Source organism: Paenibacillus sanfengchensis (genome assembly GCF_036864765.1).
Lineage (GTDB): Bacteria > Bacillota > Bacilli > Paenibacillales > Paenibacillaceae > Fontibacillus > Fontibacillus sanfengchensis.
Genome location: NZ_JBAGJC010000004.1, coordinates 262,848 through 285,194 on the forward strand (window position 1 = coordinate 262,848; position 22,347 = coordinate 285,194).

Below are 22,347 nucleotides of genomic sequence, written 5' to 3' on the forward strand. Positions count from 1 at the left end.
AAGCATGAGTAGACAATATGTGGCGGGACTGGACGGAGGGGGCACCAAAACCGCTGTCGTCATCATGGATGAGAGGGGAGCGGCGGTGCACTCCTTTGTTTCGGGGGCTATCAATTTTAACGGACAGCAGGAGAGCACGGTCCGAAACAGCCTGCATGAAATCATGAGGGGGATCTCCGACGTTTGCCGAGGGTTGGCATTTTGCAAGCATCTTTGCATCGGCGCGGCGGGGATTAGCCATCCCGAGACTGCGAGGCGGCTCGAGTCGATCGTCCGGGAAGCCGGTTATACCGGTGGCTTGACGTTGACCGGAGATCATGTGACCGCCCTGTGCGGAGCATTGGAAAGTCCCGTCGGGATGATTGTCATTGCCGGAACAGGCTCCATCTGTTATGGGCAAAACGCAAACGGGCAAACGCATCGGACCGGCGGGTTCGGGTACCTCATCGATGATGAAGGCAGCGGTTACAGCATCGGACGGGACCTGCTGCGCGCGGTAGTGCGGGCGGAGGACGGGCGGATCGCGCTGACCGCCATCACGGCCATGGTATACGAGCAGCTGCAGATGAGCAGCGTGCGGCAAATCATCGGGTTCGTGTACGACAAGAACACGAACAAAAAAGATATCGCCGCGCTGGCTCCAATTCTGTCTCGGGCTTGTGCGATGGGGGACGAGCAGGCTTTGGCGATTGTAAGGCAAAGCGCGGGCGCCTTGGTTGAGCTTGTTGCTCCTGTGGCCGAACGGTTGGGCTTGCAGACGGGTGAACTCGCTTTGGCGGGAAGCGTCCTCCGGTGCAATAAAGAGGTGCGGGAAGCGTTCGGCGGGATGCTGCGGCAGCGCTATCCCGAGCTTGTCTGCACGCTGCCGAAACAGGATGCCGCCCGCGGGGCGGCGATGATCGCGTTCCGGGAACTTACCGGAGAAACGCCATAAGAGCTTGTACATCGAAGCGGGACGAAGACCTATTAGCGGGAATTTCTCCCGTTAATAGAGTGTCTACCATACCGTAGAGATGATTAGCTGGAAAACCTCCAGCTAATTCATCTGCAATGGGTTAGATCGGCGGTCAGGGTCGGATAATAGCTGGCGTTTTTCCGGCTAAATCCGATCCTGGGGCCAATGGCGGTAAATTAATGGGAGTTTTTCCCGTTAATCACACACGGGCCTGGAGATCCCACTTGAATGATTAAAGCGGGGCGCACGCCGTCACGGGCCAGACTGACATTCGCATAGCTGCGAATACTGAAACTCGGACCGATAAAAAACGCACGTGAAGGCTTGTTTCCCTGAGTTCGCAGCCACCACCAGGAACAGCCGACTTCTTCGCCGTTTTTGATGATAAAGTTATCTTTATTTGTTTTATCATATACATATAAGCTGCACCCATCGTTTTTTTTCTGTTTGGCAAAATCCGTTCCAGCCGCGCGCCGCAAATCCTTGCCGTGAATTTCGGAAAACTGCTTTATCTCGTCGACGCTAAGCAAAAAAACTTTGTCCTCCGTCTCCGGGCTGCCTTCTCCGTTGTCCGCGCAATGCGCCGTCTTTATATATTCCTTTTCGGCGGCACTGAATGCGATGTTATAGAATTCATCGTTCAGCCACTTGCGCAAATCACAGTCACGCCACGTAATATCCACGCAATCACGCCACGTTATGTCCTTGCTGCTGCCATGGTACCGCTTGCAGTCCAGTATATACTCGCTAATCATAAACAATTCGCCGCCCGAATTTTGCAGCACACGCCATTCAATCGGCAGTTCTTCACCGTCCGCTGACTGCGGATACGAGCCGAAAGTCATGATTTCGCCGGGCTTGATGTCCAGGTTCGGCGTGATAGTAATATTACCATGTTCCAATTCGTTCTCCTCCTTGTTCTTTTCTTATTATATAGGATGAACTAAAGAATTGATGTTGGGCAAGGACGTGAAGAAATGGTTTCGGAGAAACGTTGCCAACATCCACAATCGCAGATATAAAGCGCCATCGCACCGTCGGAGCCTGCACACCTAACGGGAAAACCTCCCGTTAATGTAGCTCTCTTGGGTCTTGGATCGGATTTAGCTGGAAAAGCTCCATCTATTTCGCGGCCCAATGGCCGATATACAGAATTTGAGGCGAATTAGCCGGAGGTTTTCCAGCTAATTCGCCTCTGCAGCCGCATACGCACCAAATTAACGGGAAGAATTCCCTTTAATTTGCCTCCTATAGGGCCCGGTCCAGTAAATCCATAATATGCACGGCTTCCATTTGACCGGCCAGGCCGGCGCGCAAGATACCCTGTTTCATTTGCAGCAGGCAGCCGGGGTTCGAGGTCACGATCAGATGGGCCTGGGTTTCCCGCACTTGTTCCATTTTGCCGTCCAGGATCCGCATCGACATGTCGAACTGGGTGAGATTGTACGTACCGGCGGAACCGCAGCAGCTGTCCGGCTGCCGCATCTCCACCAGCTCCAGCCCGGGGATGCGGCGCAGCAGCTCGCGGGGCTGATTCCGGACCCCTTGCCCGTGCGCGAGATGGCAGGAATCCTGATAGGTAGCCTTCGCCGGCAGCGATTTGCTGAACGACAGGGGAGGGAGCTCCGCGAGCATTTCGTTCGCGTCGCGATTACGGGCGGCAAACCGTCTGGCCCGTTCTTCCCAGGCGGAATCGCCCTTGAACCAATGCCCGTACTCTTTCAGCGCCGCCCCGCAGCCGCCGGCGTTATTGACGACGAAGTCGACCCCGGACCGTTCGAACGCTTCGATGTTCCGCTTGGCCAGCTCCTTCGCGCCGCTCATCTCCCCGGAGTGGGCGTGCATCGCCCCGCAGCAGCCCTGCCCCTCGAAGAATACCACATCGCAGCCGGCCTTCGTTAACAGCCGCGCTGTCGCCTGGTTCGTTTCGAAAAACATCACATCCATAATACAGCCGGTGAACAGGCCGACCGTCAAACGCGTTTCGCCCTCTGCTTTCATCCGGGGCTGGCGCGTCCGACGTTCCCGGGGGGAAGCGACGGTACCGACCGATTTTTGCATTTCGGCCAGTTCACGCGGCAGGATGCGGATCAATCCGGTCCGGTCGGCGAAGGATTGCAGGCCGAGCGTCTGTGCGCCCCACAGCACGCTCCCCAGCCGTTTCACCCGATTCGGGTACGGAAAGATCCGGTTGAAGATCAGGTTCCGCAGGGCGGAAGGCTTTTGCCCGGCTTTTTTCGTTTCTTGCACGACCTCGCGCGCCGTTTCCAGCAATTCGCCGTAAGGAACCCCTGCCGGACAGGCCGTTTCGCAGGCACGGCAGCCGAGGCAGGCGTTCATATGGTGCTCGAACTCGGCATCCGCCGCCAGCTGGCCCGTGGCCACGCCTTTCATCAGGGCGATCCGGCCCCGCGGGCTGTAGGTTTCCAAACCCGTCTGGACGTAGGTCGGACAGGTCGGCAGGCAGAAGCCGCAATGCATGCAGTTCATGATCTCATCCATATCAAAACGCTCCGGCAGCCCATCGGTTGACTTCGGTTCGCTTAAGGAAGAGCAGGCAGGGAGAGCCTGGTTTTTTTGAGCAATTTCGCTCATCGTCTCACCACCCTTCTACGGCGCGCGGGGCCGGCGAAAATTTTGCCGGGATTCATAATGTGGTTGGGATCGAACGCCTCTTTGATCCGCTTCATTAAATCGATTCCGCCTTCCCCGATTTTTAGAGGCAAGTAGTTCTTCTTGGCGAGTCCGACGCCGTGTTCTCCGGTAATCGTTCCGCCCAAAGCGAGCGCTGCGGCGAAAATTTCCGTAAACGCCTGCTCTACGCGTTCAATCTCTTCTTTATTTCTTTCATCCGTCATGCAGGTGGGATGCAGGTTGCCGTCACCGGCATGGCCGAACGTACAAATTTGCAGGCCGTATTTGTCCGCAATTCTCTCCACTTCCGTTACCATGTCAGCCAAGCGGGAGCGCGGGACGGTGGCATCCTCCATGATGGTTGTCGGTTTGATTCGGGACAGGGCGGACAGCGCCGAACGTCTGGCGGTCAGGAGTCTGGCGCCTTCCTCCAAAGTTGCGGCCACTTCGACGTTGGCGGCGCCATTGGCCTTGGCAATCTCCGCAATACTTGCAATATCTCTCTTGACCAGCTCCTCCGGGCCGTCCTGTTCGATCAGCAGCATGGATTTCATCTCCAAAGGCAAGCCCAGTTTGGCATATTCATCGACGACCCGCATCGTTCCCTGGTCCATAAATTCCACCGTGGCGGGAATAATTTTGGCGGCAATCACTTGTTCCACGGTTTTGGCGGCATCCACCAGGCTTGTAAAGAAGGCGAGCAGCGTTCGTTTCGTCTCGGGCAGCGGCAGCAGTTTCAACGTAATTTCCGTAATGACCGCCAGGGTTCCTTCCGATCCGACGAGGAGGCGGGTCATGTCGTAACCGGCCACGTCCTTGACGTTTTTTCCGCCGCAGCGCAAAATTTCGCCCGAAGGGAGCACGTATTCCAGACCCATCACATAATCCTTGGTCACCCCGTATTTTAGCCCCCTCATCCCTCCGGCACATTGAGACAAATTCCCGCCTAGCGTGGAGATCCGCATACTACCGGGGTCCGGGGGATAAAACAGACCCGATGCCTCGACGGCCTGGTGCAGATCTGCGGTAATCACGCCGGGCCCGACGGTAGCGGTCAGGTTTTTGGTATCGATTTCAAAAATCCGGTTCATCCGATTCATATTGAGGACGATGCCGCCCTGGACCGGGATGGCGCTGGCCGCCAGATTCGTCCCCGATCCCCGGGGAACGACCGGAACCATATGCTCGTTGGCCAACCGAAGTAGGGCGGAAACCTCGTCGGTAGTTGCCGGCATGACCACGGCTTCGGGGAGAGACTGATACATCGGGGTCGCATCGTAAGAATAGGAGTAGAGCTCGTGAGGGCTGTCCTTGACCCAAGAACTTCCCACAATAGATATCAATTGCCGCTTGATTTCGGGGGTTATCATTTGTGCAACTCCTCCCGGATCCTGTAATATGAATAATTAATCAGGTCATCTGACGAATTTGAAATCAATCTACCATATTTTATTTAAATTGTATAGACTATTATTAAGAATTTATGACAATTAAATTTTGAAGCGGAAGGAACAAGCCGGATGGATTTAAGCAAAAAGAATGTGGATATCGTCACAGAGGAAATACGACGAATTATTGAATCGGGCCATGTCAAGCCGGGCCAAAAGCTGGACACCATGGAAGCGCTGGCGGCCCGGTTTCGCGTAGGGCGTTCAACCGTGCGCGAGGCGATCAGCCATTTAAAGGCTCAGGGGTTGATCGAAACCAGACAGGGAGGGGGAACCTATGTCCGGGCGCAGGCGCCTGACCTTATTGGAGTTCACAAAATCGCCCGCAAAAAGGAATTGATCCACCTGCTGCAGGTCCGTAAAATGTTGGAAGTGGGGAGCATCGGTTTGGCGGCGGATTTTCGCACGGCCATGGACCTGGAGGAATTGCGCAAGATTGTCGGTCTGATGGAGGAAGCCATCGGGAACGAGGCGATCAGCCAGGTATATGACGTCAACTTCCATCTCGCGGTGGCCAAAGCGACGCAAAACCAAATGCTTCAAGGTATGATGGAGAGCATTTCCGAAATGATGTTCCGCACGATGCGCGATACCCGGAGCCTCTGGCTGTTCAGCGAACAGGAATCGGCACAGCGTCTGTTTCAGGAACACAAGAAAATGCTTCATGCTATTGAACAACAAGACAGCCGCGAGGCCAGCCGCCTGATGGACCTTCATTTGACCAAGGCGGGAAAGGAAATTGCGGCGAGTATGGATATTTAGAGGAGATTAACGGGAATGGATCTTGAGAGAAAGGGAACGGTTTGGATAGACGGTTACCCGTTGCGTTACCGCGTGGAGGGGGAAGGTGTTCCGGTGCTTGTTGTAGGAAGCTCGGTTTACTATCCCAGGTTGTTTTCGGAGGAGCTCCGCAAGCAAGCCAAGCTGATCTTTATCGATCACAGGGGACATGCTCCCTCGCCGGAAGGGCAAGAAGCGCTGCAGGAACGGGACCCGCTGAACCGGGTGCTGGATGATATTGAGGCGATCCGCAGGCAGCTTGAGATTAAGGATTTCGTAGTGGCAGGGCACTCCGGCAACGCCTTCCTCGCTTTGGAATATGCGATTAAATACCCCGAATATGTCAGGAAAATAGCCCTACTGAACACGGCTACGTCGAACAGTCCCGAACGACAGCAAGGGAGCATTGCCTTTTTCGAAGAAACCGCGGACGAAGCGCGAAAAGTTAAATTTCACGCCGACTTCGCCCGGCTGCCTGCCGACATTGAACGCGATCCGGAGCGCCGGTTCGCACATATGTGCATTCGGATGGGGGCGCACAGTTTTTTCGATTACCAGTTTGATGCGGCTCCGACGTGGGATGGAGTGTATACGAATATGCCCTGGATCGACTATCTGTGGGGGGAGGCCTTCGCGAAGCTCCATATCCCGGATCGTCTGACGTTGACGGAAAAGCCGGTCTTTTTGGCCCTAGGGCGCTACGATTACTTGGTTGGCCCCCACACCCTTTGGGAAGGCATCGAGAACGAATATCCCAAGCTCCGGAAGGCCGTCTTTGACCGCAGCGGTCATAGTCCAATGCTGGAGGAAGCGGAGCGCTTCGACGCCGTATTTACAGAATGGCTTTACTCGTAATAATACTTGAATAAATTCCTTGTTCTTACGAATAGGACCGCGCAGAGAATGGAGCTTCATTGACAATGTGCGGCTCCTTTTTGTTTTGTCCGGCGGAATGATATACTGGTAATCTAGGAATGTTTGTTCTATGTAAGTTGAAATGCCAGGAGAGGATTAGAATGTCAGATGAGATGGTGAAACAGTATTGGCCCGATTGGAACGGGGCGGTAAAAGAGGGCGACAGCGGCTGGAACAACACGACCCGGTACGTGGAAAACAAAGGACTCAGCTGCGTGCTGCGCATTTATGAAACTCATCGCGACCGGGATAAAATCGAATTTGAGCATGATGTGCTGATGCATTTGCAAAAGTTTCCGCTAAATTTCAAGGTCCCCGTTCCGGTGCGGACACCGGAGGGGGAAACCATTATTGCGTTGGAAGACGGGACGGAGCGCTATGCTTGTCTGTTCGAGTATATCGAAGGCGTCCGGCCCAAAGAAGACGGGTTTCATGCGGCTTACTCCTTTGGACAAGCTGCCGCCGAATTGACGCTGGCGCTGGCGGCGGTCCAAATGGAGAAGGTTCCGGCATACCGCGCTTACTACGAGCTCCAACAAGCTTACCCCGATTGCGGCTATGAGGCTGTCCGGGATTTTTGCGGAAGTCCTCCGAAGCCGTTCCGCGAGCTGAAGCCATCGCTACTCCTGCTTGGCGAAGCGTACGAGGAGCTTTGCGACCGGCTCCCGGAGCTTCGCAGATTGCCTCATCAGCTGGTGCACGGCGATTTGAACCCGTCAAATTTGCTGGTCGATGCGGAGCGTCCAGAGACTGTGACGGCTTTGCTTGATTTTGAGTTTTGCACACGGGATGTCCGTGCGATGGAGGCCGCGGTCGCCATTTCGGATTTGCTCGGTTATGACGCAAAGCGGATGAATATCCTCCGCTTTTGCGACGGCTATGGAGCCCGCTTAAGGCTGATCCCCGAGGAAATCTCGGCGATTCCGCTGCTCCTGAGATTGCGCAAGGTCGATGTCTTTTTACATTTTATGAGCAGGTTCCTTAAGGGAACGGATGGCCCGCAGGTGCTTCGGTCGCAAGTGCAGACTTTGTCCGCCGGGCTGGAAGCCCTCAAGCAGGACGAAATTTGGATTCGCGAAATTTTGCGAGAGCATCTGCTGGACCATCTGGCTTAGCCACTCAAGCTCAGTCTTTATTGTTTAACACGGGTGCCACTACCGTCCCTTTTATCGGCATGGGATCGGCATCCGTCCCCTCAAAATACAGCGGCAGCCCTTCCGCCAGGACGGGATGAAGGACGGTCAACGGGTTTTGCCGCTGATGATGAATGTGCAGATGGGGCTCCGAGGTCGATCCGCTGTTGCCGACCCGCCCGAGAACATCTCCCGGCTTCACGGTGTCTCCGGTTTTTACTTGTACGCTGCCTTGTTTTAAATGATTCAACAGCAAATAAGTTCTGGTCTCTTCGATTTGAATGTAGACATGATTCCCTTCCATGGAGAGAATCTCCTCGCTTCCCGGTTGGATATCGGGCTCGGCGTCATAAGCGGCGATTACCGTTCCGGCGACCGGAGAAAGCACTTCCTGGTTCCAAATCCCGTAATCCTCCGGATTCGTACTTCCCGTGCCGTAAGGCTCCATGAGCAAATCATAAGCCCAGCGTTCGGAAGGCCAAACCGCATGCGGCGAATTGTCGTTCACCGCGTCACCGCCCCAGCCGACGGTCGCTTTCCCGGCAAACGGCCAGGATACGGTGATAGCGGGAGAGGTGCTTTGAATCCGTGCGGGATAGGCGAGCGGGATGACATTCATCATGAGCAGCAGGTGCAGACACAGAACGGTACCTACGCCCAGCCCGGTCCAACCGCGGTTGCGGCTCTTTTTTTTGCGAAATCGGATAAGGAGCAGGACGGTACATATGAGAATATAAGCCAGTCCCAAGAGCGGGACGGCGAATTTCAGGACAAACCAGGCATAAGCCCCGGGCAGGCCATTTACGGCATACACGGTTCCCCACAGTACAATGACGAGCAGGAGTAGGACTAAATTTGTCATCCCCGCTGTTTTTAGCAGTCTTTTCACAACCAAACATCCCCTTGATTCGAGTTAGATTTTCTATTCCTCCTATTAAGACGTAATAGACTATATCCACCCCTGCAAAATTCATGTCACAAAATGCACGTTCTGAATTGTTATATAGGCAAACAGACAAGGAGGTGATCTTTTGCAGCCAATCCCCGGGGAAGCGGAAGAGAAAAAAGCGCGGATCGAAGCGATGATCGAGAGGATCCAGTCGGGAGACAAGGACGCCTACGGTCTCATCATCCGGCAGTTTGAACGGCAACTGTACACCTACTGCTACTATATTTTGAAAAATCATGCGGAAACGGAAGACGCGGTTCAGGAGATATTTATTCGCGCCTACCTGAACCTTCACAAATACAGCAGGCAGGTCTCATTTTCGGCATGGCTCTACAAGGTCGCTTATCATCATTTGATCAATATGAAGAAGAAGCAGGGCCGATGGATGCAACTGGTCGAAAAGTGCATGGAGGAGCAACCGGTTCAACAGATCTCGCCGCATGAAACGATGATTGAAGAGTTGTTGACGTATTTGACGGCCGAAGAACGCCACATCCTGTTGTTAAAATCCGTGGAACAGTACAGCTTTGATGAAATTGGCGAGGTTATGAGCGTGAAGCCGGCCACCCTGCGCAAGAAATATGAACGGTTGCGCCGGAAACTGATGGACCGAGTTCTTGAAAAAGGAGAGTTAGCTCATGGGAAAATGGCCGGATCCAGTGGAGTCCGCTGAAATGGAAGCGATCGAGCGAATGATTCGTCAGTCCTCGATACCTAAGACAAGTTTGAACGATAAAATTATGAATCGAATTGGGGAGATGGAGATGTCCAGAACGGAAAAGTACGCCAAAAACAAGCCGAATATCATGAAACGGGCCGCATTGACCGCCGCAGCCACCGCGATTCTCGGAGGAGGCATCGTCGGATCGGGCTTTGTATCCCCGGTGATGGCGGATGCTTTGAAACAGATTCCGATGTTCAGCACGCTTTTTGAGGGGACCAGCGAAGAGGCGGTCAAGGCCGCTATGGATCAAGGATTGGTCATAGATCCCAACCTGAGCGTAACGCATGACGGCATCACTTTGAAACTCAGCGACCTGTTGTATGACGGAACGAGATTGTCCTTTATCCTGGACCGGGAAGGCGTGGATCTTCCGGGTACGGTTGCTCCTCTTAGCGAAAGAGAAAAGCCCGAGGACCAAATTCCAAAAGGTTATATAAAAGGGGGGCAACCGACTTTACTTATTGATGGCAAAGACATTTTGAAGGGTTTAGAGAACGTTCAAACGGCCGGATATGGAGATTTTGCCAAGCGGGAAAATGCATACATGGCGGAGGTGCAGTTTAAAAAACCGGTTTGGGGCAATGAATTTGAATTAACAATCCGCACCGAAGTGACGGGGGTTGATGAAGTCTTTGAATTCAAGGTTCCGGTGAAAATCCAGGACAATACCCTCCTGCTCAAGCCTAACGCTACCAAAACTTATGAGGATTTCAGCTATAACGTAAAAGAGATGGTCATCACACCGGTTACCACCCGTTTGGTTATCGACAGCAAAGGGAAGGTGCCGAGTTCCCCGGAACTGTCCGGCGATTATATCGCAAGCATGATGTATTACGATATCGTCGATGACCAAGGGAATATGCTGGATCAACGCAAGGTCGGGTTATTTTATAGCGAGCCCAAAACCGAATATCATGTGGACGAACTATACTCGCCGTTCAAGGGAACGCCGAAATCGATCACGATCAAGCCGTACACCCTGACGGTCAACAAGAAGACTTGGAAGGCTATCGGCGAGACCCAAGGCAGCCTTGGAACCAAAAACTACATCAAGGATCTGGAAATGACGATTCCCGTGGAAAAATAATCAACCAGAATGGAGAAAACGATGAACAGAACAAAAAAAGATGTATCCTCTATAGCCGAACTGTTGAAGAAATCCGCACTGACCTTAACCGCGGCGGCGGTGCTGGGGGCTGTGATCCCCGTCGCCGGCACGCTGCCCGCGGCCAAGGCCGCGGCCTTGGATGAGGCCTTTAAGCCAACTTTGTCGTATAGCTCTTTGCTGGCGGCGGCCAGCGGCGCGGCCGGGAACGCCGCCGCGGCCAATCTCAGCGTAACGCACGACGGCGTGACGCTCCGGCTATCCCATCTGATTTACGACAAAACCCGGTTATCCTTCGTCATAGAGCGCCAGGGTGCAAATTTTCCGGACGATGAATCGGTTGTCATCCTTAACGAAGAAAGAGAAAAAAACAAAAAGGGAAAAGGGTATATTAAAAGACCCACTCTTTTGATCGACGGTCAGGAGATGAACGATTGGGGCAGCTTCGGCGACTCTGGGAGAATAAAAAACGCATGTATGTATCAAATCGGAAAAAAAGCCGATTGGCCCGATCAGTTTGAGCTGACGATCCAGGCCCAGGTGACCGGGGTCGATGAGGCCTTCGAATTCAAGATTCCGGTAGAAATCGATAAGAAATCGATTCTTGTCAAGCCCAACGCCACGAAGAAGCACAAAGGGTTCAGCTACACCGTCAAGGAACTGTACATCTCGTCGTCCACAACCCAGTTGGTCATCGACAGCACCGGCAAAGTGCCGGCGACGTCCAAGCAGACCGGCAAATATATCGCCAGCATGATGTATTACGATATCGTGGACGATCAAGGGAACCTGCTGCAGCAGCAGAAATTCCCTTACTATAACAGCCTGCCGAAAACCAAATACCACATCGACGAGTTGTACAGCCCGGTGAAAGGAACACCGAAGTACGTTACAATCAAACCGTTTACGCTGACGGTCAATAAAAAAGACTGGAGCGTCGTCGGTGACACGGAGAAAAGTGTCGGAACCAAAACATACTGGAAGGAATTAGAAATGAAAATTCCTTTGGACAAAATCAAGAAGTAAGTTGACAGGCTGTCCATGGACCTCGGGGTCCTGGGCAGCCTTTTTCTCGTTTGTCACGGACAAATTTCGACCTTAATCTTCGTTTGTCAGCAGGATACTGCCACGCCGATATCGAAATAGAAACTAGGTTAAACCGGAGTTCTGTGCTCTGTAAATAATAGGAGGATTAATTTGAGGTTATGAAGGTTTTTAGATTTTCCATGGGCGTCATTTCATCCATTGTCTCTTTTTTGTTTCTGCTGTTTTTTTTGATAGTTATTCTAGCTCAAAGAGATTTGCCCACCGCCCTATTTTTTCTAATCCCCGGCGGACTGCTGCTCTGGCTCTCGATTGTCTTATTTAAAGGATCGACGACACCTTCGCAGCCCCAAGAGCAACTGGCTCCCGGCGCTCAGATCCCGGATCTTTCCGGAGAGCCGCCGCAAGCCTTCGTCTATAACCCCATGGGTTATTTGCGAATGGACGCGAGGTTCGTTAACGACTTTGTCCGCTCGTTAATCCAAGAGAGAACCGCCGCGAAGGCGTCTCAAGTTACGTTCTCCCTCGATCCGGGCGAATTGGGTGATTTGGGCGAAGCCTTCAACGTATTGTTCGGCCAAGCTCCCCAGAAGAGCGAGCCCCCGAAAGGGCCGATATCCGTGGATTGTCCCGGCTGCGGCGCTAAGACGGTGGTTTACCCCGAAAAAGCGGTGAAGTGCGAGTTTTGCGGAACAGCCATAACCTATAAAAACTAGCACTCCGTCACACAACCTTGATCACATAGAATTCCTGCAAATATGCATGTTTTTTCTTGTACGGAACAAGAATTTCAAAATGCCTGCAAATCTGCAGGAATTTTCAGCGAAACCGACCCGTTTCTCTAAAATAGCCAGAAATGCCTGCAGATTTGCATCTATTTGGAGTTGGAAGGGTGGAAGAGCGCAGGAAGAGGAGGCGGACATTTTGATAGACCAATTGCAGAACCTTCCCGCCTTACCGGGCGTTTATATGATGAAGGATGGTCATGGGGATATTCTGTACGTCGGTAAATCCAAAAATTTGAAGCAGCGGGTCAAATCGTACTTTACCTCCTCCGAAAAGCATTCGAGAAAAACGCAGAGGCTGGTCAACAATGTGAAGGACCTTGAGATCAGGATTACGGATACCGAATTCGAGGCTTTTATGCTGGAATGCCGTCTCATTCATGAGCTGCGGCCGATGTATAACAAGAAGATGAAAAGTCCGCAGGCCTACGTCTATGTGAAAGTAAGGACGGGCAAGGATGGCAGGCGCAGCCTGGAACTGGGCCGACGGGGCGAGCCGGAAAGTGATTTGCCAAGTTTCGGGCCGTACACTGCGAGCAGGCATACGGTCGGGAAGGCGCTAACCAAAATCAAAGAAAGCTTGCGCATTGCCTGCGTCCAGTCCGCCGGGGCGCGCGGTCCTTGCCTGAATGTGTCCCTCGGCCTTTGTCTCGGAGGATGTCTTGGGGGAGTGGCCGCCAGGGAGTCGGATCGCGTCATGGAACGGCTGATAGCGCTTCTGGAAGCCCGGGATTTCGGCCTCTTGGAGGAAATGCAGCGGGAAATGGATGAGGCGGCGGGTGAGTTTGATTTCGAGCGGGCGGCCAGATACCGGGACGGGATCGATGCTTTGAAGCTTCTGCTGCGGCAGGAGAAGGTCATCTCTTTCGCCGAGCAAAACCGGATGATTCTGTTGTCGGAGCCGCTGAATGAACGCGAGAGCAAGCTGTTTCTTGTCCGGCGCCATCAAATTCTTTATAGTATCAAATACAACCCGCTGGAAGCGGATCGAATCAAGCCGGTTTCATCCTTGATGAACTGGCTTCACAGCCGTTGTGTGGAGGAGACGGCCGCCACTCATGAGCTTACGCGCGAGGAAATTGATGAAGCGCAAATTATTTACAGCTACCTGCGGAACAGCACCTGCCGGCATTTGATCCTGTCGGAAGCCTGGCTTGAACCGGACGGAGAGGATGATCTAAGGCGGGCGGTAGTGTCTTTTTTAGGCGGGGAAAGGCTAATGACAGGAGGAACGGGATGAGCCATTATCCGAACGAAATTCAAGATTTTCATCAAACCATCATGAAGCTCAAGGGGATTACGGAAATCGAGAGCGGAGTCGACAATTTGGCTGCGGTGGATGCCGAGGTGCTGCGTTTCCCCCCATTTGCCCACCTGCCGCATGCCGCTCTATTGCGCACCGGGGGCGGAATGGAAAATGAAGTGCTGATCCAGTTTGAAATCGGGATCGAGTACTCGGTGGAGGGGCTTGAAGCGATCGAGTTTTTGGCCTGGTTTGTGCGGGATGCTGCCAGGGGAGGGACGAAGATCCAAATGAGGCCGTTTGCTTTGCCGCCGGATTCTCCGCTTGGCCGGCAGTTGGGGACGAGCTTGAAATTCCATATCGAGCTCTTTGTCGACGGGATCGAGGATACGTTGGAGCCGGCGTATAAGGTGATCCAACGATTGAATCAAACGCTGGAGACGGCGATCGGGCTGTACGACATTCCGGTCAAGCCGACCTGCATCTAATTTAACGGAGGGGGAAACCATGACACGTGCGGAAATCGTTTCATTGAACATCGGCAAGCCACAGCCTTTAATGTACAATAATAAAGAGGTAGAAAGCGGGATTCGCAAGCAGCCGGCCGGGCGGCCGTTGCTTCTGTCCCGGATCAACCTGGATGGGGACGGTCAGGCCGACCTGGTCCACCATGGCGGCAAGGATAAGGCGGTTTGCGTGTATCCTTACGAGCATTATCCTTACTGGGAGCAGGAACTGGGGACGACGCTGGATTTCGGCGCGTTCGGCGAGAACTTGACCACACGTGGGCTGCTGGAAACCGATGTGTGCATCGGGGATACTTTTCAATTGGGCGAAGCGGTGGTGCAAATCACACAGCCGCGCCAGCCCTGCTACAAATTAGCCGCCCGTTACCAGGTTCCCGACATGCCGATAAAAGTTCAGGACACCGGCTTTACCGGCTATTATTTCCGGGTGCTTGAAGAGGGGACGGTATTCCCAACCTCGGAGTTAACACTGCTGACCCGACACCCTCTGGGCGTAACCGTGGATTTCGCCAACCGGATAATGCACCATGACAAGAAGAACGTCGATGGCATCAAGCGGCTTCTCGAGGTCAAAGAACTGTCGGAGAGCTGGCGGGCTACCTTGACGAAGCGGTTGGAAGGGCAAGATGTAAATACGCGGGAACGGCTGCAAGGTAACTAAACCAAGAGCGGGGATGCAAGGAGGCGGAAATCGCCTCCTTTTTCGTGATCAGGCGGGGATTGCGGATTTACCGAACCAATAGAGGCGCGATATGCCGGCGGAAAAGATCGACCGGGCTCCGGTCTTTTTTGCGTTTATCATCGGTCAAGACGACCACGATATCCAGGCTCGGAACGACATAAACAAACTGGCCGCCAAAGCCGCGCGCATAAAAATAATCAAAAGCCGTCTCCGCCGTTTCGCCGTAAGTGTCGGTCCACCAGTGCCAGGCGTACCTGCCGCGGTTCGGCGGAGCTGCAGGAAGGGCGGGCTGTACGGAGAGCTTGGCCAGCCTGCGGGATATCAGGTGCTGTTCATCCCAGCGGCCTTCCTGCAAATAAAGCTGGCCGAATTTGAGCAGGTCGGCCGGGCGCAGCCATAACCCAAAGCCTCCGGTGCGATGCCCCTGGGGATCTTGCTCCCACTTGTATTCTCCGATGCCGAGCGGTCCGAACAAGAATTGTTCGGCAAAGGCGGCCGCATCCATGCCGGTGGCTTGGAACAGGATGGAGGAAAGCAGCTGCGACGCCCCGGAATTGTACTCCATCCGGCCGCCTGGCGGATGGGCCAAAGGCTGCGCAAGCACAAAGTCCACCCAGTTGGAGGTCCGGGTCATCCGCGGGAAGGAGTTGCGCCCGCCGAATTCCGTCCATTCCCATCCGGCCGACATGGTCAGGAGATGCTCCAGGGTGATGTCCCGTTTTCGAGGGTCTGGATCGTCGGCCAGCTGCGGGAAAAAATCGGCGATGGCCGCTCCCGCTTCCGGCAGCTTCCCCTGATCCATCGCGATGCAGATCAGGGCGGAAAGTATGCTTTTCGTGCAGGAGTTGGTCTTTGCTGGCTCCGTGCCGCAGCGGATATCCCGGTAATGCCGGAACACGGGCTCTCCACGGTGGCTGATCAAACAGCTTCGAAGGTCAAACGGATTTAAGGTCTGCTGCAATGAGGTCAGGTTCATACGATAATCATCCTTTGGTTCGTTACCATCATTTCCATTACTATATCAGCGGTTGCGTGATCACGCAAAAAAATCGGCGGGCTCCCCCCGAAAACCACCGTTCACTACGGATTCGCCGAAGCGATTTTTCTACTATTCTGGGAATGTACCGAATAGAGAATGAGGAGTGGAAATATTGGATGAGTACCGCCTGGAAAACCCGTCTTACCGACTTTTTTGTCCGCAAAGATCCGGAGATTGACCGTCTCCTGGAACAGCATCAAGCCAAAACCCCCAAACGGATCGCGTTGTACCTTTCGCTCGGGATCCTCCCGGGCATCTTCACCTATCTGCTGATTTTCCCGTTTCGCGAACCGCTAATGGCATGGACGGGGTTGTCCAGCCATAATTACCAGTTTTTGATTCTGGCTTTGATGGCCAGCGGCTGGCATATTCTTTTTCCTTTTTTCATGCTAAGATTTGTGGATAAGCTTACCTTTAAGCAATCGTTGAAATACCTGGGATTTACCAAGCTTGATCTTAAAGGGCTGCTTCTCGTTCTGCCCATCATCACAGTCGTGTTCACCGTGTTGTCCCTTCCCTATATGAAGTATATTTATCCTCCCTTGTCGGGGCTACTGGATCGTCTTCCCGCGCTGCATATGGGAGAATGGCATATCTACAATCAGGGCTATTACGATTTCCCCTGGCCGCTTCTCGTCATCGGCCTGATCGGCAATTTTATCGGGGAAGAAATTTACTTTCGCGGGTATCTCCTGCGCAAAGTCGGAGCCCTCAAATGGAATTGGCTCATCGTCAGCGTGCTGTTCCAGTTCTACCACATGTGGCAAGCCCCCGTAAACTGGGCGTTTATTCCTCTTGCCGTAATCATTCCTTGCGAAATACTGGTTCGTTTGCGCAAAAATATATATGGCGCCATTCTGTTTCACGTTTATATCAATACGCTGTGGGGGTTCGTTACGTTGTACCTGGTAGGTGTGTGACCCTCTGACGATTCGATTCGCTAGTTTGAAGGAGACGGGAATTTATGCCGTTGTTCGGTTCCAAATATCATATTCGAATGGCGTTGGCCGTTTTGGCTTTTCTGTGTCTGGCCGTGTACATTCATGCGGAATCCATCCGCTACCCATACATCGGGGCATTGTTGGAGCGGAGCGGCTCACAATGGATCGTGGCGGAGGTGAATCCCTACGGAAAAGCGGCCGCCTGGGGGCTGGAACCGGGGGTCCGTGTGCTGACCATAGACGGGGAAGCGGCGGATGAACGGTTAAGAGCGAGCGTAAGCCCCGTATCTCTGGTCAAGGTATCCGGAATAAGCTTTGCGGGTATGGACGGAACCGTCTCCGACAAGAAGGTTTCGACCGATATTCGCGATGCTCTAAAAAATCTGTTTTCCGTGCTGGCGGAACTCGTCCTTCTGGCCATCGGCCTGTCGGCTTACCGGAAAAACCCCAATTCCCGGCTGGTCAGGCAATTTGCGGCGATCAATTTCGTAATGGCGCTGGCCATCCTGACGTTGTACTCCACGGAGATGCGGCTGTCGGATTTTATTTTGTCTTTAAGCGCGATTTGGCTGCCTTATATGCTGCTTTCTTTTTGCGTTTCCTTCGTGATCCGGTCGGTATCGGGCCGGCTTCGCAACCTGCTGCGCGCTTTTTGCCTTTTCTGCGTCCTGTTCTCCGGGTATGTTGTTTATGCGGTTGCCGGAGAGCAGATCCCGGGCTGGATCCGCGAAGCGGCGCATGTGGTTTTTATGGTCGCACTGCTGCTGGTTGTCTTGGCGGTGGGCCTGTATTGGAAACAAATCGACCGGATTGAAAAAAATCAGGCGCTGGTGCTTGTGACCGGCATGTATTTCAGCCTGCTACCGTACGTGTTTCTTTATATTCTGCCGGATTTGATCCGGGGCGACGCGATGGTGCCGCCGGAATATGCGCTGACTGGACTCGTGCCGCTATCGGCGACGATGTTGTATGTCCTCAATAAGCGCAGCCTGGTTGATATGAAGTTATATCTCCCGCGCGTCATGATTCACAGCCTGTATTTCGGCGCGGTGTTTATTTTATTCTTGCTGGGACCGCGATTGCCGCAGCCGTTTTGGCCGGCGCTGCTGTTTCTGGCGTTTCTGGGCGTGACCCTCGCTTACCGGAAAAGCCTCCGCTGGTCGGAGAGAAGCGCCGGAAAACGCAAGGAGTGGCTGGACAGGCAAACGCTGAAGCTGTCGATTCAAACGGCGGAAGCCCGAAATATCCGGGATATTCTCAATATGATTGGGGAAGTCATGGAACGTGTGATGGACGTAACGGGGATTTGCCTGGTTTGGCGGGACGGAAGCCGGCTGATCGTGCACGGTACCGGGGCTTACGCCTCTTTAACCCCGGAGGAGGGGGAGTGGTTGAATCCCGGATACTTGCAGACCAGGTTTGACTTTATCCATATTGAACCTTTGTTTATGGAGGGGGAGAGCGAGTTCGAGGGTTTCCTTTGCGTCGGTCCCAAGCGAAATTCTTCGCTTATGGCGGCGGATGAGAAGGAGCTGATCATCAGCATGCGAAACGAGGCCATCCGTCTCCTGATCAACGCCCGCCGCCTGGCGGGATTGCAGCAGGAGTATCAACGGACGAAGGAGCAGAACGCGATGTTTGAAAGACGGGTCAGCGATATGCGTTTGGAGCAGCGTATGCTGATGGAGGCCCAACACGCGGAACGGATTCGGACCACGTATTTTCTTCATGACCATTTGCTGCAAAACCTGATTTTCCTGTCCCGGGATTTGGAGGAGCTCGCCGATCGGGGGAAGGTGGACCGCCGGCGGGTGGAGACCTGGCTGAAGTGCGTTTATGATTCGCAGCGGGACATCCGGCTGATCTGCGATGATCTGCATCCGGCTATTGCGGAGAAGGCCGGTTTGGAGGAGGCGTTGAAGTGGCTGGTAAGGTCTGCCGAAGAGAGGGGAATAGACGCGGTGCTGAGCTACGATTGGGGGCTGGCTGAGCCGCCGGATCGGCTGCTTCGAAGTAATTTATTCCGCATGATCCGCGAGCTGACCAATAACGCATTAAAACATGCGGAAGCCACGCATCTTGAGTTACGGGTGCGGAGTCATCCGGAGGAAGGAATCACTTGTGTGGTCAGCGATAACGGGAGAGGATTCGATCCGGTCTCGCTGTACCGCGACAGCCGCTTTCTGGAGGGGAAGCATATCGGGCTTATTTCCGTCAGCGCCCAGGTTGAATATCTGGGTGGGGAAATAGAGCTTCAGGCGTCCCCCGGAAAAGGGACGAGAGTAACGCTGAAGCTTGCGGCGTACGAACGAAAGGAGGGCGATTATGGAAAACTTGGTTAACATTATTCTGCTGGATGATCATCCGCTCGTAATGGAGGGGTTAAAGAACCGGCTTGAAGAAGAGCCGACTTTCTCGGTTCAGGCGGCGTTTTCGGATCCCCTGGTGTTATTGGATCAGATCGACCGGTATGAACCGGATGTGTTGGTTATGGATGTTTCCATGCCGAAACTGGACGGTTTTGAGCTTGCGTCCATCTTGAAGGGGAAGTACGGAGCTTCATTGAAGCTGATTATGCTGTCCGGATATGTGTATGACGAGTTTTACAGGAAGGCCTACGAGCTTGGCGTCAACGCCTATTTATCCAAACAGGCGACGTATCCGCAAATTATCAATGCAATTCGGCAGAGCATGACAGGCCATGTGCTGATGCCCGAGAAGCTGTTCGCCAAACTACCGGTAGACCCGTTGACTCCTATGGAACAACGGGTTCTGGCCCTCGTGGCCAGAGAGCTCACCAACAAGGATATCGCCCGGGAACTGGCCGTCAGCCAGCGGACGGTGGAATACCATATCAGTTCGATTATCCAAAAGCTGGAGGTCAAGACGCGAATCGGCGCTGTGGCCAAGGGATATGAACTGGGAATTCTCGGGCCGGTGCAGCTATAGACGAGACGGGCGAAACCTAAAATGGAGTGCAAAAGTGAATAATATCACATGCTTGTGAAAATTGTCACATTACTTACTGCTGCTTTTAATTATAATCAACTTGTAATCAAAAAGAGTAGGGGGAAACCACTGTGAAAATCTTTAAAGGCTTGTTGGTTGCGGGTGTCGCCATCGCATTGTTGTCCGGATGCGGCGCCAAGGAGGAGAAAGCGGCTGAACCGGATAAGGCTGCCGGGCAAACCGCTACCGCCGAACAACCGGATGCGGTAACGACCGCTTCCATCGTAAATGATGCGGATGCGTTCATCAATGCGGTTAGTGAGAAAGGAACCTGGATCATCGCCACTTTGGGTGATTTAACGGTTGACAAGGACGTTGTGGTGGCTGGGGAATTCCACGACAAGAACAAACCGGACGGCGATATTTACCGTAAAATCGCCCTTTACACGCAAGACGAGAACCATAAGATTACCGCTTCTTTCACCCTGACGGTGCCTAAGCTTACGGTGCAAAGCGAAAACTTGAGAATTCAAGGCGGCACGGTTAAGGGTGACGTCTACGTCGAAGCGAACGGATTTAATCTGCATGAGTCGGCAACGGTAGACGGAAATATTTATTATGCCAACGAGGATGTCAAAGCGTCCGCCAAAATCGATGGTAAAGTAACGGGCACGGCTGAAGTGAAATAATCCGTTATCTGCGTAACAAGGGGGAGCCAAGTCGGCTCCCTTTTTTGTGTTTGAAATTTAGTCTTACGGCTGGGACGACATAAATATTTTTTTGCCCGAAGGGAAATACATAAGTTACTTGAAGTGATTTTTTGAGGAAAGGAAGGGAGGAGAATGGAAATGTACGATGAACAAGAAAATGGGGCTCAAACTTATAGAGCGGGAGATATCGTCTATGTGTTTTACCGGAACCCGCATACCCAGGATGTAGCCAACATTCAGGAAGCTGCGGTTGTGAATCATCCGGAGAAGCCGGGGGAATTGGCGGTTTTCCTATATGAGACCTACTATCCGCTGACGGATGAGATGGCCGTCTATTCCACGGCACACGAGGCCGAACAAGTCTACAACGACGTTTACGGGCCGGCCTCCGAGGGGATTTGGGAATGAATCCTCCGTTTACCCCGCGGCTTGTTTATTTCGAGCCGGATGCCCTGGATTATCCGCTGGGCAGAGAGCTTATGCAAAAGTTTGAAAAGATGAAGCTGGATATTCGCTATACGACCTCGCACAACCAAATCCGGAATTTGCCGGGCGACAGCGATCTGCAAAAATACCGTGTAGCCAAGTCGACTCTTGTCGTAGGCATCCGCAAAACGCTGAAATTCGACACGTCCAAGCCTTCCGCCGAATATGCGATTCCGTTTGCGACGGGATGTATGGGCCATTGCCATTACTGCTACCTGCAGACGACGATGGGGACCAAGCCCTATATCCGGACTTATGTCAATGTGGAGGAAATTTTGGAAGCGGCGGACCGATATATGGCCGAGAGAGCGCCGGAGATAACCCGGTTCGAAGCCTCTTGTACTTCGGATATCGTGGGCATCGATCATCTGACGCACACGTTAAAACGGGCGATTGAACATTTCGCATTGTCGGAGTACGGGAAACTTCGGTTTGTAACGAAATTCCATCATGTCGATCATCTGCTGGATGCCCGGCATAACGGCAAAACCCGTTTTCGCTTTAGCATAAACGCGGACTATGTGATCAAAAACTTTGAACCGGGGACATCGCCTTTGGACAAGAGAATCGAGGCCGCCGGAAAGGTGGCGCGGGCCGGCTATCCGCTCGGTTTTATCGTCGCTCCGATCTATCTTCATGAGGGATGGGAGGATGGGTATCGCCACATGTTCGAACGACTTGACGCCGAATTGCCCGCCGATGCGAGAGACGATATCACCTTTGAATTTATTCAGCACCGGTTCACCAAGCCGGCCAAGCGGATCATCGAGAAAAATTACCCCATGACCAAGCTCGAGCTGGACGAAGAGAAGCGGAGGTACAAATGGGGCAAATACGGGATCGGCAAATACATCTATCAAAAGGAAGAAGAGGAGGATATCAAATCCCGCCTTTTTTCATATATGGAGACGTTTTTCCCGCAGGCGAAGCTGGAGTATTTTACTTAAGGCGGAAAGGGCGTTGGTGTGATTTTTCTCACTGTACAGGCTGAGCTTTTATTGTAATCCTACCTTAGGAGGTGGGTAAGCCCATGAAAGTTCAATACCCTTTACAAGCCAGCCCTGAGCTTAGCGCGATCAAGGAGGCCCTTAAACCGTTCGGAGGGCGCTGCGCGAAGGTAGTCGACGGAACGCTGGAATATCAGATCAAAGATGAGCAGGAAAGTGCCGCGTACGAGGCGTTAAAGGAAAAAGGTTTTGTCCGGTAAAAGTCGGGGAGGATTCCCCGGCTTTTTTCTTTCATTCATTGGCTCGGCGTTTGAATCCGCCCCCAGTCATGATACAATATTGGCGATATTA

Annotated in this window: 23 protein-coding genes; 18 read left to right on the forward strand and 5 right to left on the reverse strand. The window is 53.1% G+C overall.

The window, feature by feature from the left end; translation table 11 throughout:
• Positions 1-4: 4 nt before the first annotated feature.
• Complete coding sequence (locus V4U84_RS10430) at positions 5-934, forward strand: N-acetylglucosamine kinase (RefSeq protein WP_334071451.1); 930 nt, start codon at positions 5-7, stop codon at positions 932-934.
• A gap of 197 nt (positions 935-1,131) precedes the next feature.
• Here the strand turns inward: V4U84_RS10430 and V4U84_RS10435 are convergent, their stop codons facing one another.
• From V4U84_RS10435 to V4U84_RS10445, 3 genes are all read right to left on the reverse strand, one after another.
• On the reverse strand, positions 1,132-1,857 hold the full coding sequence (locus V4U84_RS10435) for a DUF6273 domain-containing protein (protein WP_334071449.1): 726 nt from the start codon (positions 1,855-1,857) through the stop codon (positions 1,132-1,134).
• Between the two features lie 346 nt (positions 1,858-2,203).
• A complete protein-coding gene (locus V4U84_RS10440) occupies positions 2,204-3,457 on the reverse strand; it encodes a (Fe-S)-binding protein (protein WP_334072043.1) in 1,254 nt (417 codons plus the stop codon).
• An 89-nt stretch (positions 3,458-3,546) separates the two neighbouring features.
• Positions 3,547-4,959 (reverse strand): FAD-binding oxidoreductase, encoded by a 1,413-nt coding sequence (locus V4U84_RS10445; RefSeq protein WP_334071448.1) that lies wholly within the window; start codon positions 4,957-4,959, stop codon positions 3,547-3,549.
• Positions 4,960-5,109: 150 nt separating this feature from the next.
• Here V4U84_RS10445 and V4U84_RS10450 point away from each other — a divergent pair, with 150 nt between their 5' ends.
• The 3 genes from V4U84_RS10450 (at position 5,110) to V4U84_RS10460 (ending at position 7,847) form a co-directional block, all read left to right on the forward strand.
• Positions 5,110-5,799, forward strand: coding sequence for a FadR/GntR family transcriptional regulator (locus tag V4U84_RS10450; RefSeq protein WP_334071447.1), 690 nt, complete (start codon positions 5,110-5,112; stop codon positions 5,797-5,799).
• A 15-nt stretch (positions 5,800-5,814) separates the two neighbouring features.
• Positions 5,815-6,672: an alpha/beta fold hydrolase gene (locus tag V4U84_RS10455; protein ID WP_334071446.1), complete on the forward strand. Its 858-nt coding sequence runs from the start codon at positions 5,815-5,817 to the stop codon at positions 6,670-6,672.
• 161 nt (positions 6,673-6,833) lie between these two features.
• A complete protein-coding gene (locus tag V4U84_RS10460; protein WP_334071445.1) occupies positions 6,834-7,847 on the forward strand; it encodes a phosphotransferase in 1,014 nt (337 codons plus the stop codon).
• 10 nt (positions 7,848-7,857) lie between these two features.
• On the opposite strand, the gene V4U84_RS10465 is transcribed toward V4U84_RS10460, so the two are convergent.
• Positions 7,858-8,754 (reverse strand): M23 family metallopeptidase, encoded by an 897-nt coding sequence (locus V4U84_RS10465; RefSeq protein WP_334077133.1) that lies wholly within the window; start codon positions 8,752-8,754, stop codon positions 7,858-7,860.
• A 142-nt stretch (positions 8,755-8,896) separates the two neighbouring features.
• Here V4U84_RS10465 and V4U84_RS10470 point away from each other — a divergent pair, with 142 nt between their 5' ends.
• The 7 genes from V4U84_RS10470 (at position 8,897) to V4U84_RS10500 (ending at position 14,903) form a co-directional block, all read left to right on the forward strand.
• Entirely contained in the window at positions 8,897-9,487 is a 591-nt protein-coding gene (locus V4U84_RS10470) for an RNA polymerase sigma factor (RefSeq protein ID WP_334071443.1), read from the forward strand.
• Positions 9,453-10,625: a DUF4179 domain-containing protein gene (locus V4U84_RS10475; RefSeq protein WP_334071442.1), complete on the forward strand. Its 1,173-nt coding sequence runs from the start codon at positions 9,453-9,455 to the stop codon at positions 10,623-10,625. Before V4U84_RS10470 ends, V4U84_RS10475 begins: the two co-directional genes overlap by 35 nt.
• Before the next feature lie 21 nt (positions 10,626-10,646).
• Complete coding sequence (locus V4U84_RS10480; protein ID WP_334071440.1) at positions 10,647-11,669, forward strand: DUF5643 domain-containing protein; 1,023 nt, start codon at positions 10,647-10,649, stop codon at positions 11,667-11,669.
• A gap of 179 nt (positions 11,670-11,848) precedes the next feature.
• Complete coding sequence (locus V4U84_RS10485; protein WP_334071439.1) at positions 11,849-12,403, forward strand: hypothetical protein; 555 nt, start codon at positions 11,849-11,851, stop codon at positions 12,401-12,403.
• A 208-nt stretch (positions 12,404-12,611) separates the two neighbouring features.
• On the forward strand, positions 12,612-13,712 hold the full coding sequence (locus tag V4U84_RS10490; RefSeq protein ID WP_334071438.1) for a GIY-YIG nuclease family protein: 1,101 nt from the start codon (positions 12,612-12,614) through the stop codon (positions 13,710-13,712).
• On the forward strand, positions 13,709-14,203 hold the full coding sequence (locus V4U84_RS10495) for a hypothetical protein (protein ID WP_334071437.1): 495 nt from the start codon (positions 13,709-13,711) through the stop codon (positions 14,201-14,203). The genes V4U84_RS10490 and V4U84_RS10495 overlap by 4 nt, the downstream gene beginning before the upstream one ends.
• Positions 14,204-14,222: 19 nt before the next feature.
• Positions 14,223-14,903, forward strand: coding sequence for an MOSC domain-containing protein (locus tag V4U84_RS10500; protein ID WP_334071436.1), 681 nt, complete (start codon positions 14,223-14,225; stop codon positions 14,901-14,903).
• A 67-nt stretch (positions 14,904-14,970) separates the two neighbouring features.
• On the opposite strand, the gene V4U84_RS10505 is transcribed toward V4U84_RS10500, so the two are convergent.
• On the reverse strand, positions 14,971-15,900 hold the full coding sequence (locus tag V4U84_RS10505; protein WP_334071435.1) for a serine hydrolase domain-containing protein: 930 nt from the start codon (positions 15,898-15,900) through the stop codon (positions 14,971-14,973).
• 179 nt (positions 15,901-16,079) lie between these two features.
• On the opposite strand from V4U84_RS10505, the gene V4U84_RS10510 reads away from it, so the two are divergent.
• The 7 genes from V4U84_RS10510 (at position 16,080) to V4U84_RS10540 (ending at position 22,256) form a co-directional block, all read left to right on the forward strand.
• The gene (locus V4U84_RS10510) at positions 16,080-16,883 is read left to right on the forward strand and encodes a CPBP family intramembrane glutamic endopeptidase (RefSeq protein WP_334077134.1); all 804 of its coding nucleotides are present in this window, start codon (positions 16,080-16,082) and stop codon (positions 16,881-16,883) included.
• 44 nt (positions 16,884-16,927) lie between these two features.
• Complete coding sequence (locus tag V4U84_RS10515; RefSeq protein WP_334077135.1) at positions 16,928-19,246, forward strand: sensor histidine kinase; 2,319 nt, start codon at positions 16,928-16,930, stop codon at positions 19,244-19,246.
• Positions 19,230-19,853, forward strand: coding sequence for a response regulator transcription factor (locus V4U84_RS10520; protein ID WP_334077136.1), 624 nt, complete (start codon positions 19,230-19,232; stop codon positions 19,851-19,853). Before V4U84_RS10515 ends, V4U84_RS10520 begins: the two co-directional genes overlap by 17 nt.
• Positions 19,854-19,984: 131 nt before the next feature.
• A complete protein-coding gene (locus V4U84_RS10525; protein ID WP_334071431.1) occupies positions 19,985-20,542 on the forward strand; it encodes a polymer-forming cytoskeletal protein in 558 nt (185 codons plus the stop codon).
• 159 nt (positions 20,543-20,701) lie between these two features.
• Positions 20,702-20,971 (forward strand): transcriptional regulator SplA domain-containing protein, encoded by a 270-nt coding sequence (locus tag V4U84_RS10530; protein WP_416367231.1) that lies wholly within the window; start codon positions 20,702-20,704, stop codon positions 20,969-20,971.
• Complete coding sequence (gene splB / locus V4U84_RS10535) at positions 20,968-21,996, forward strand: spore photoproduct lyase (RefSeq protein ID WP_334077138.1); 1,029 nt, start codon at positions 20,968-20,970, stop codon at positions 21,994-21,996. Before V4U84_RS10530 ends, splB begins: the two co-directional genes overlap by 4 nt.
• Positions 21,997-22,079: 83 nt before the next feature.
• Entirely contained in the window at positions 22,080-22,256 is a 177-nt protein-coding gene (locus V4U84_RS10540; protein WP_334077139.1) for a hypothetical protein, read from the forward strand.
• The last annotated feature ends 91 nt before the right edge of the window (positions 22,257-22,347 follow it).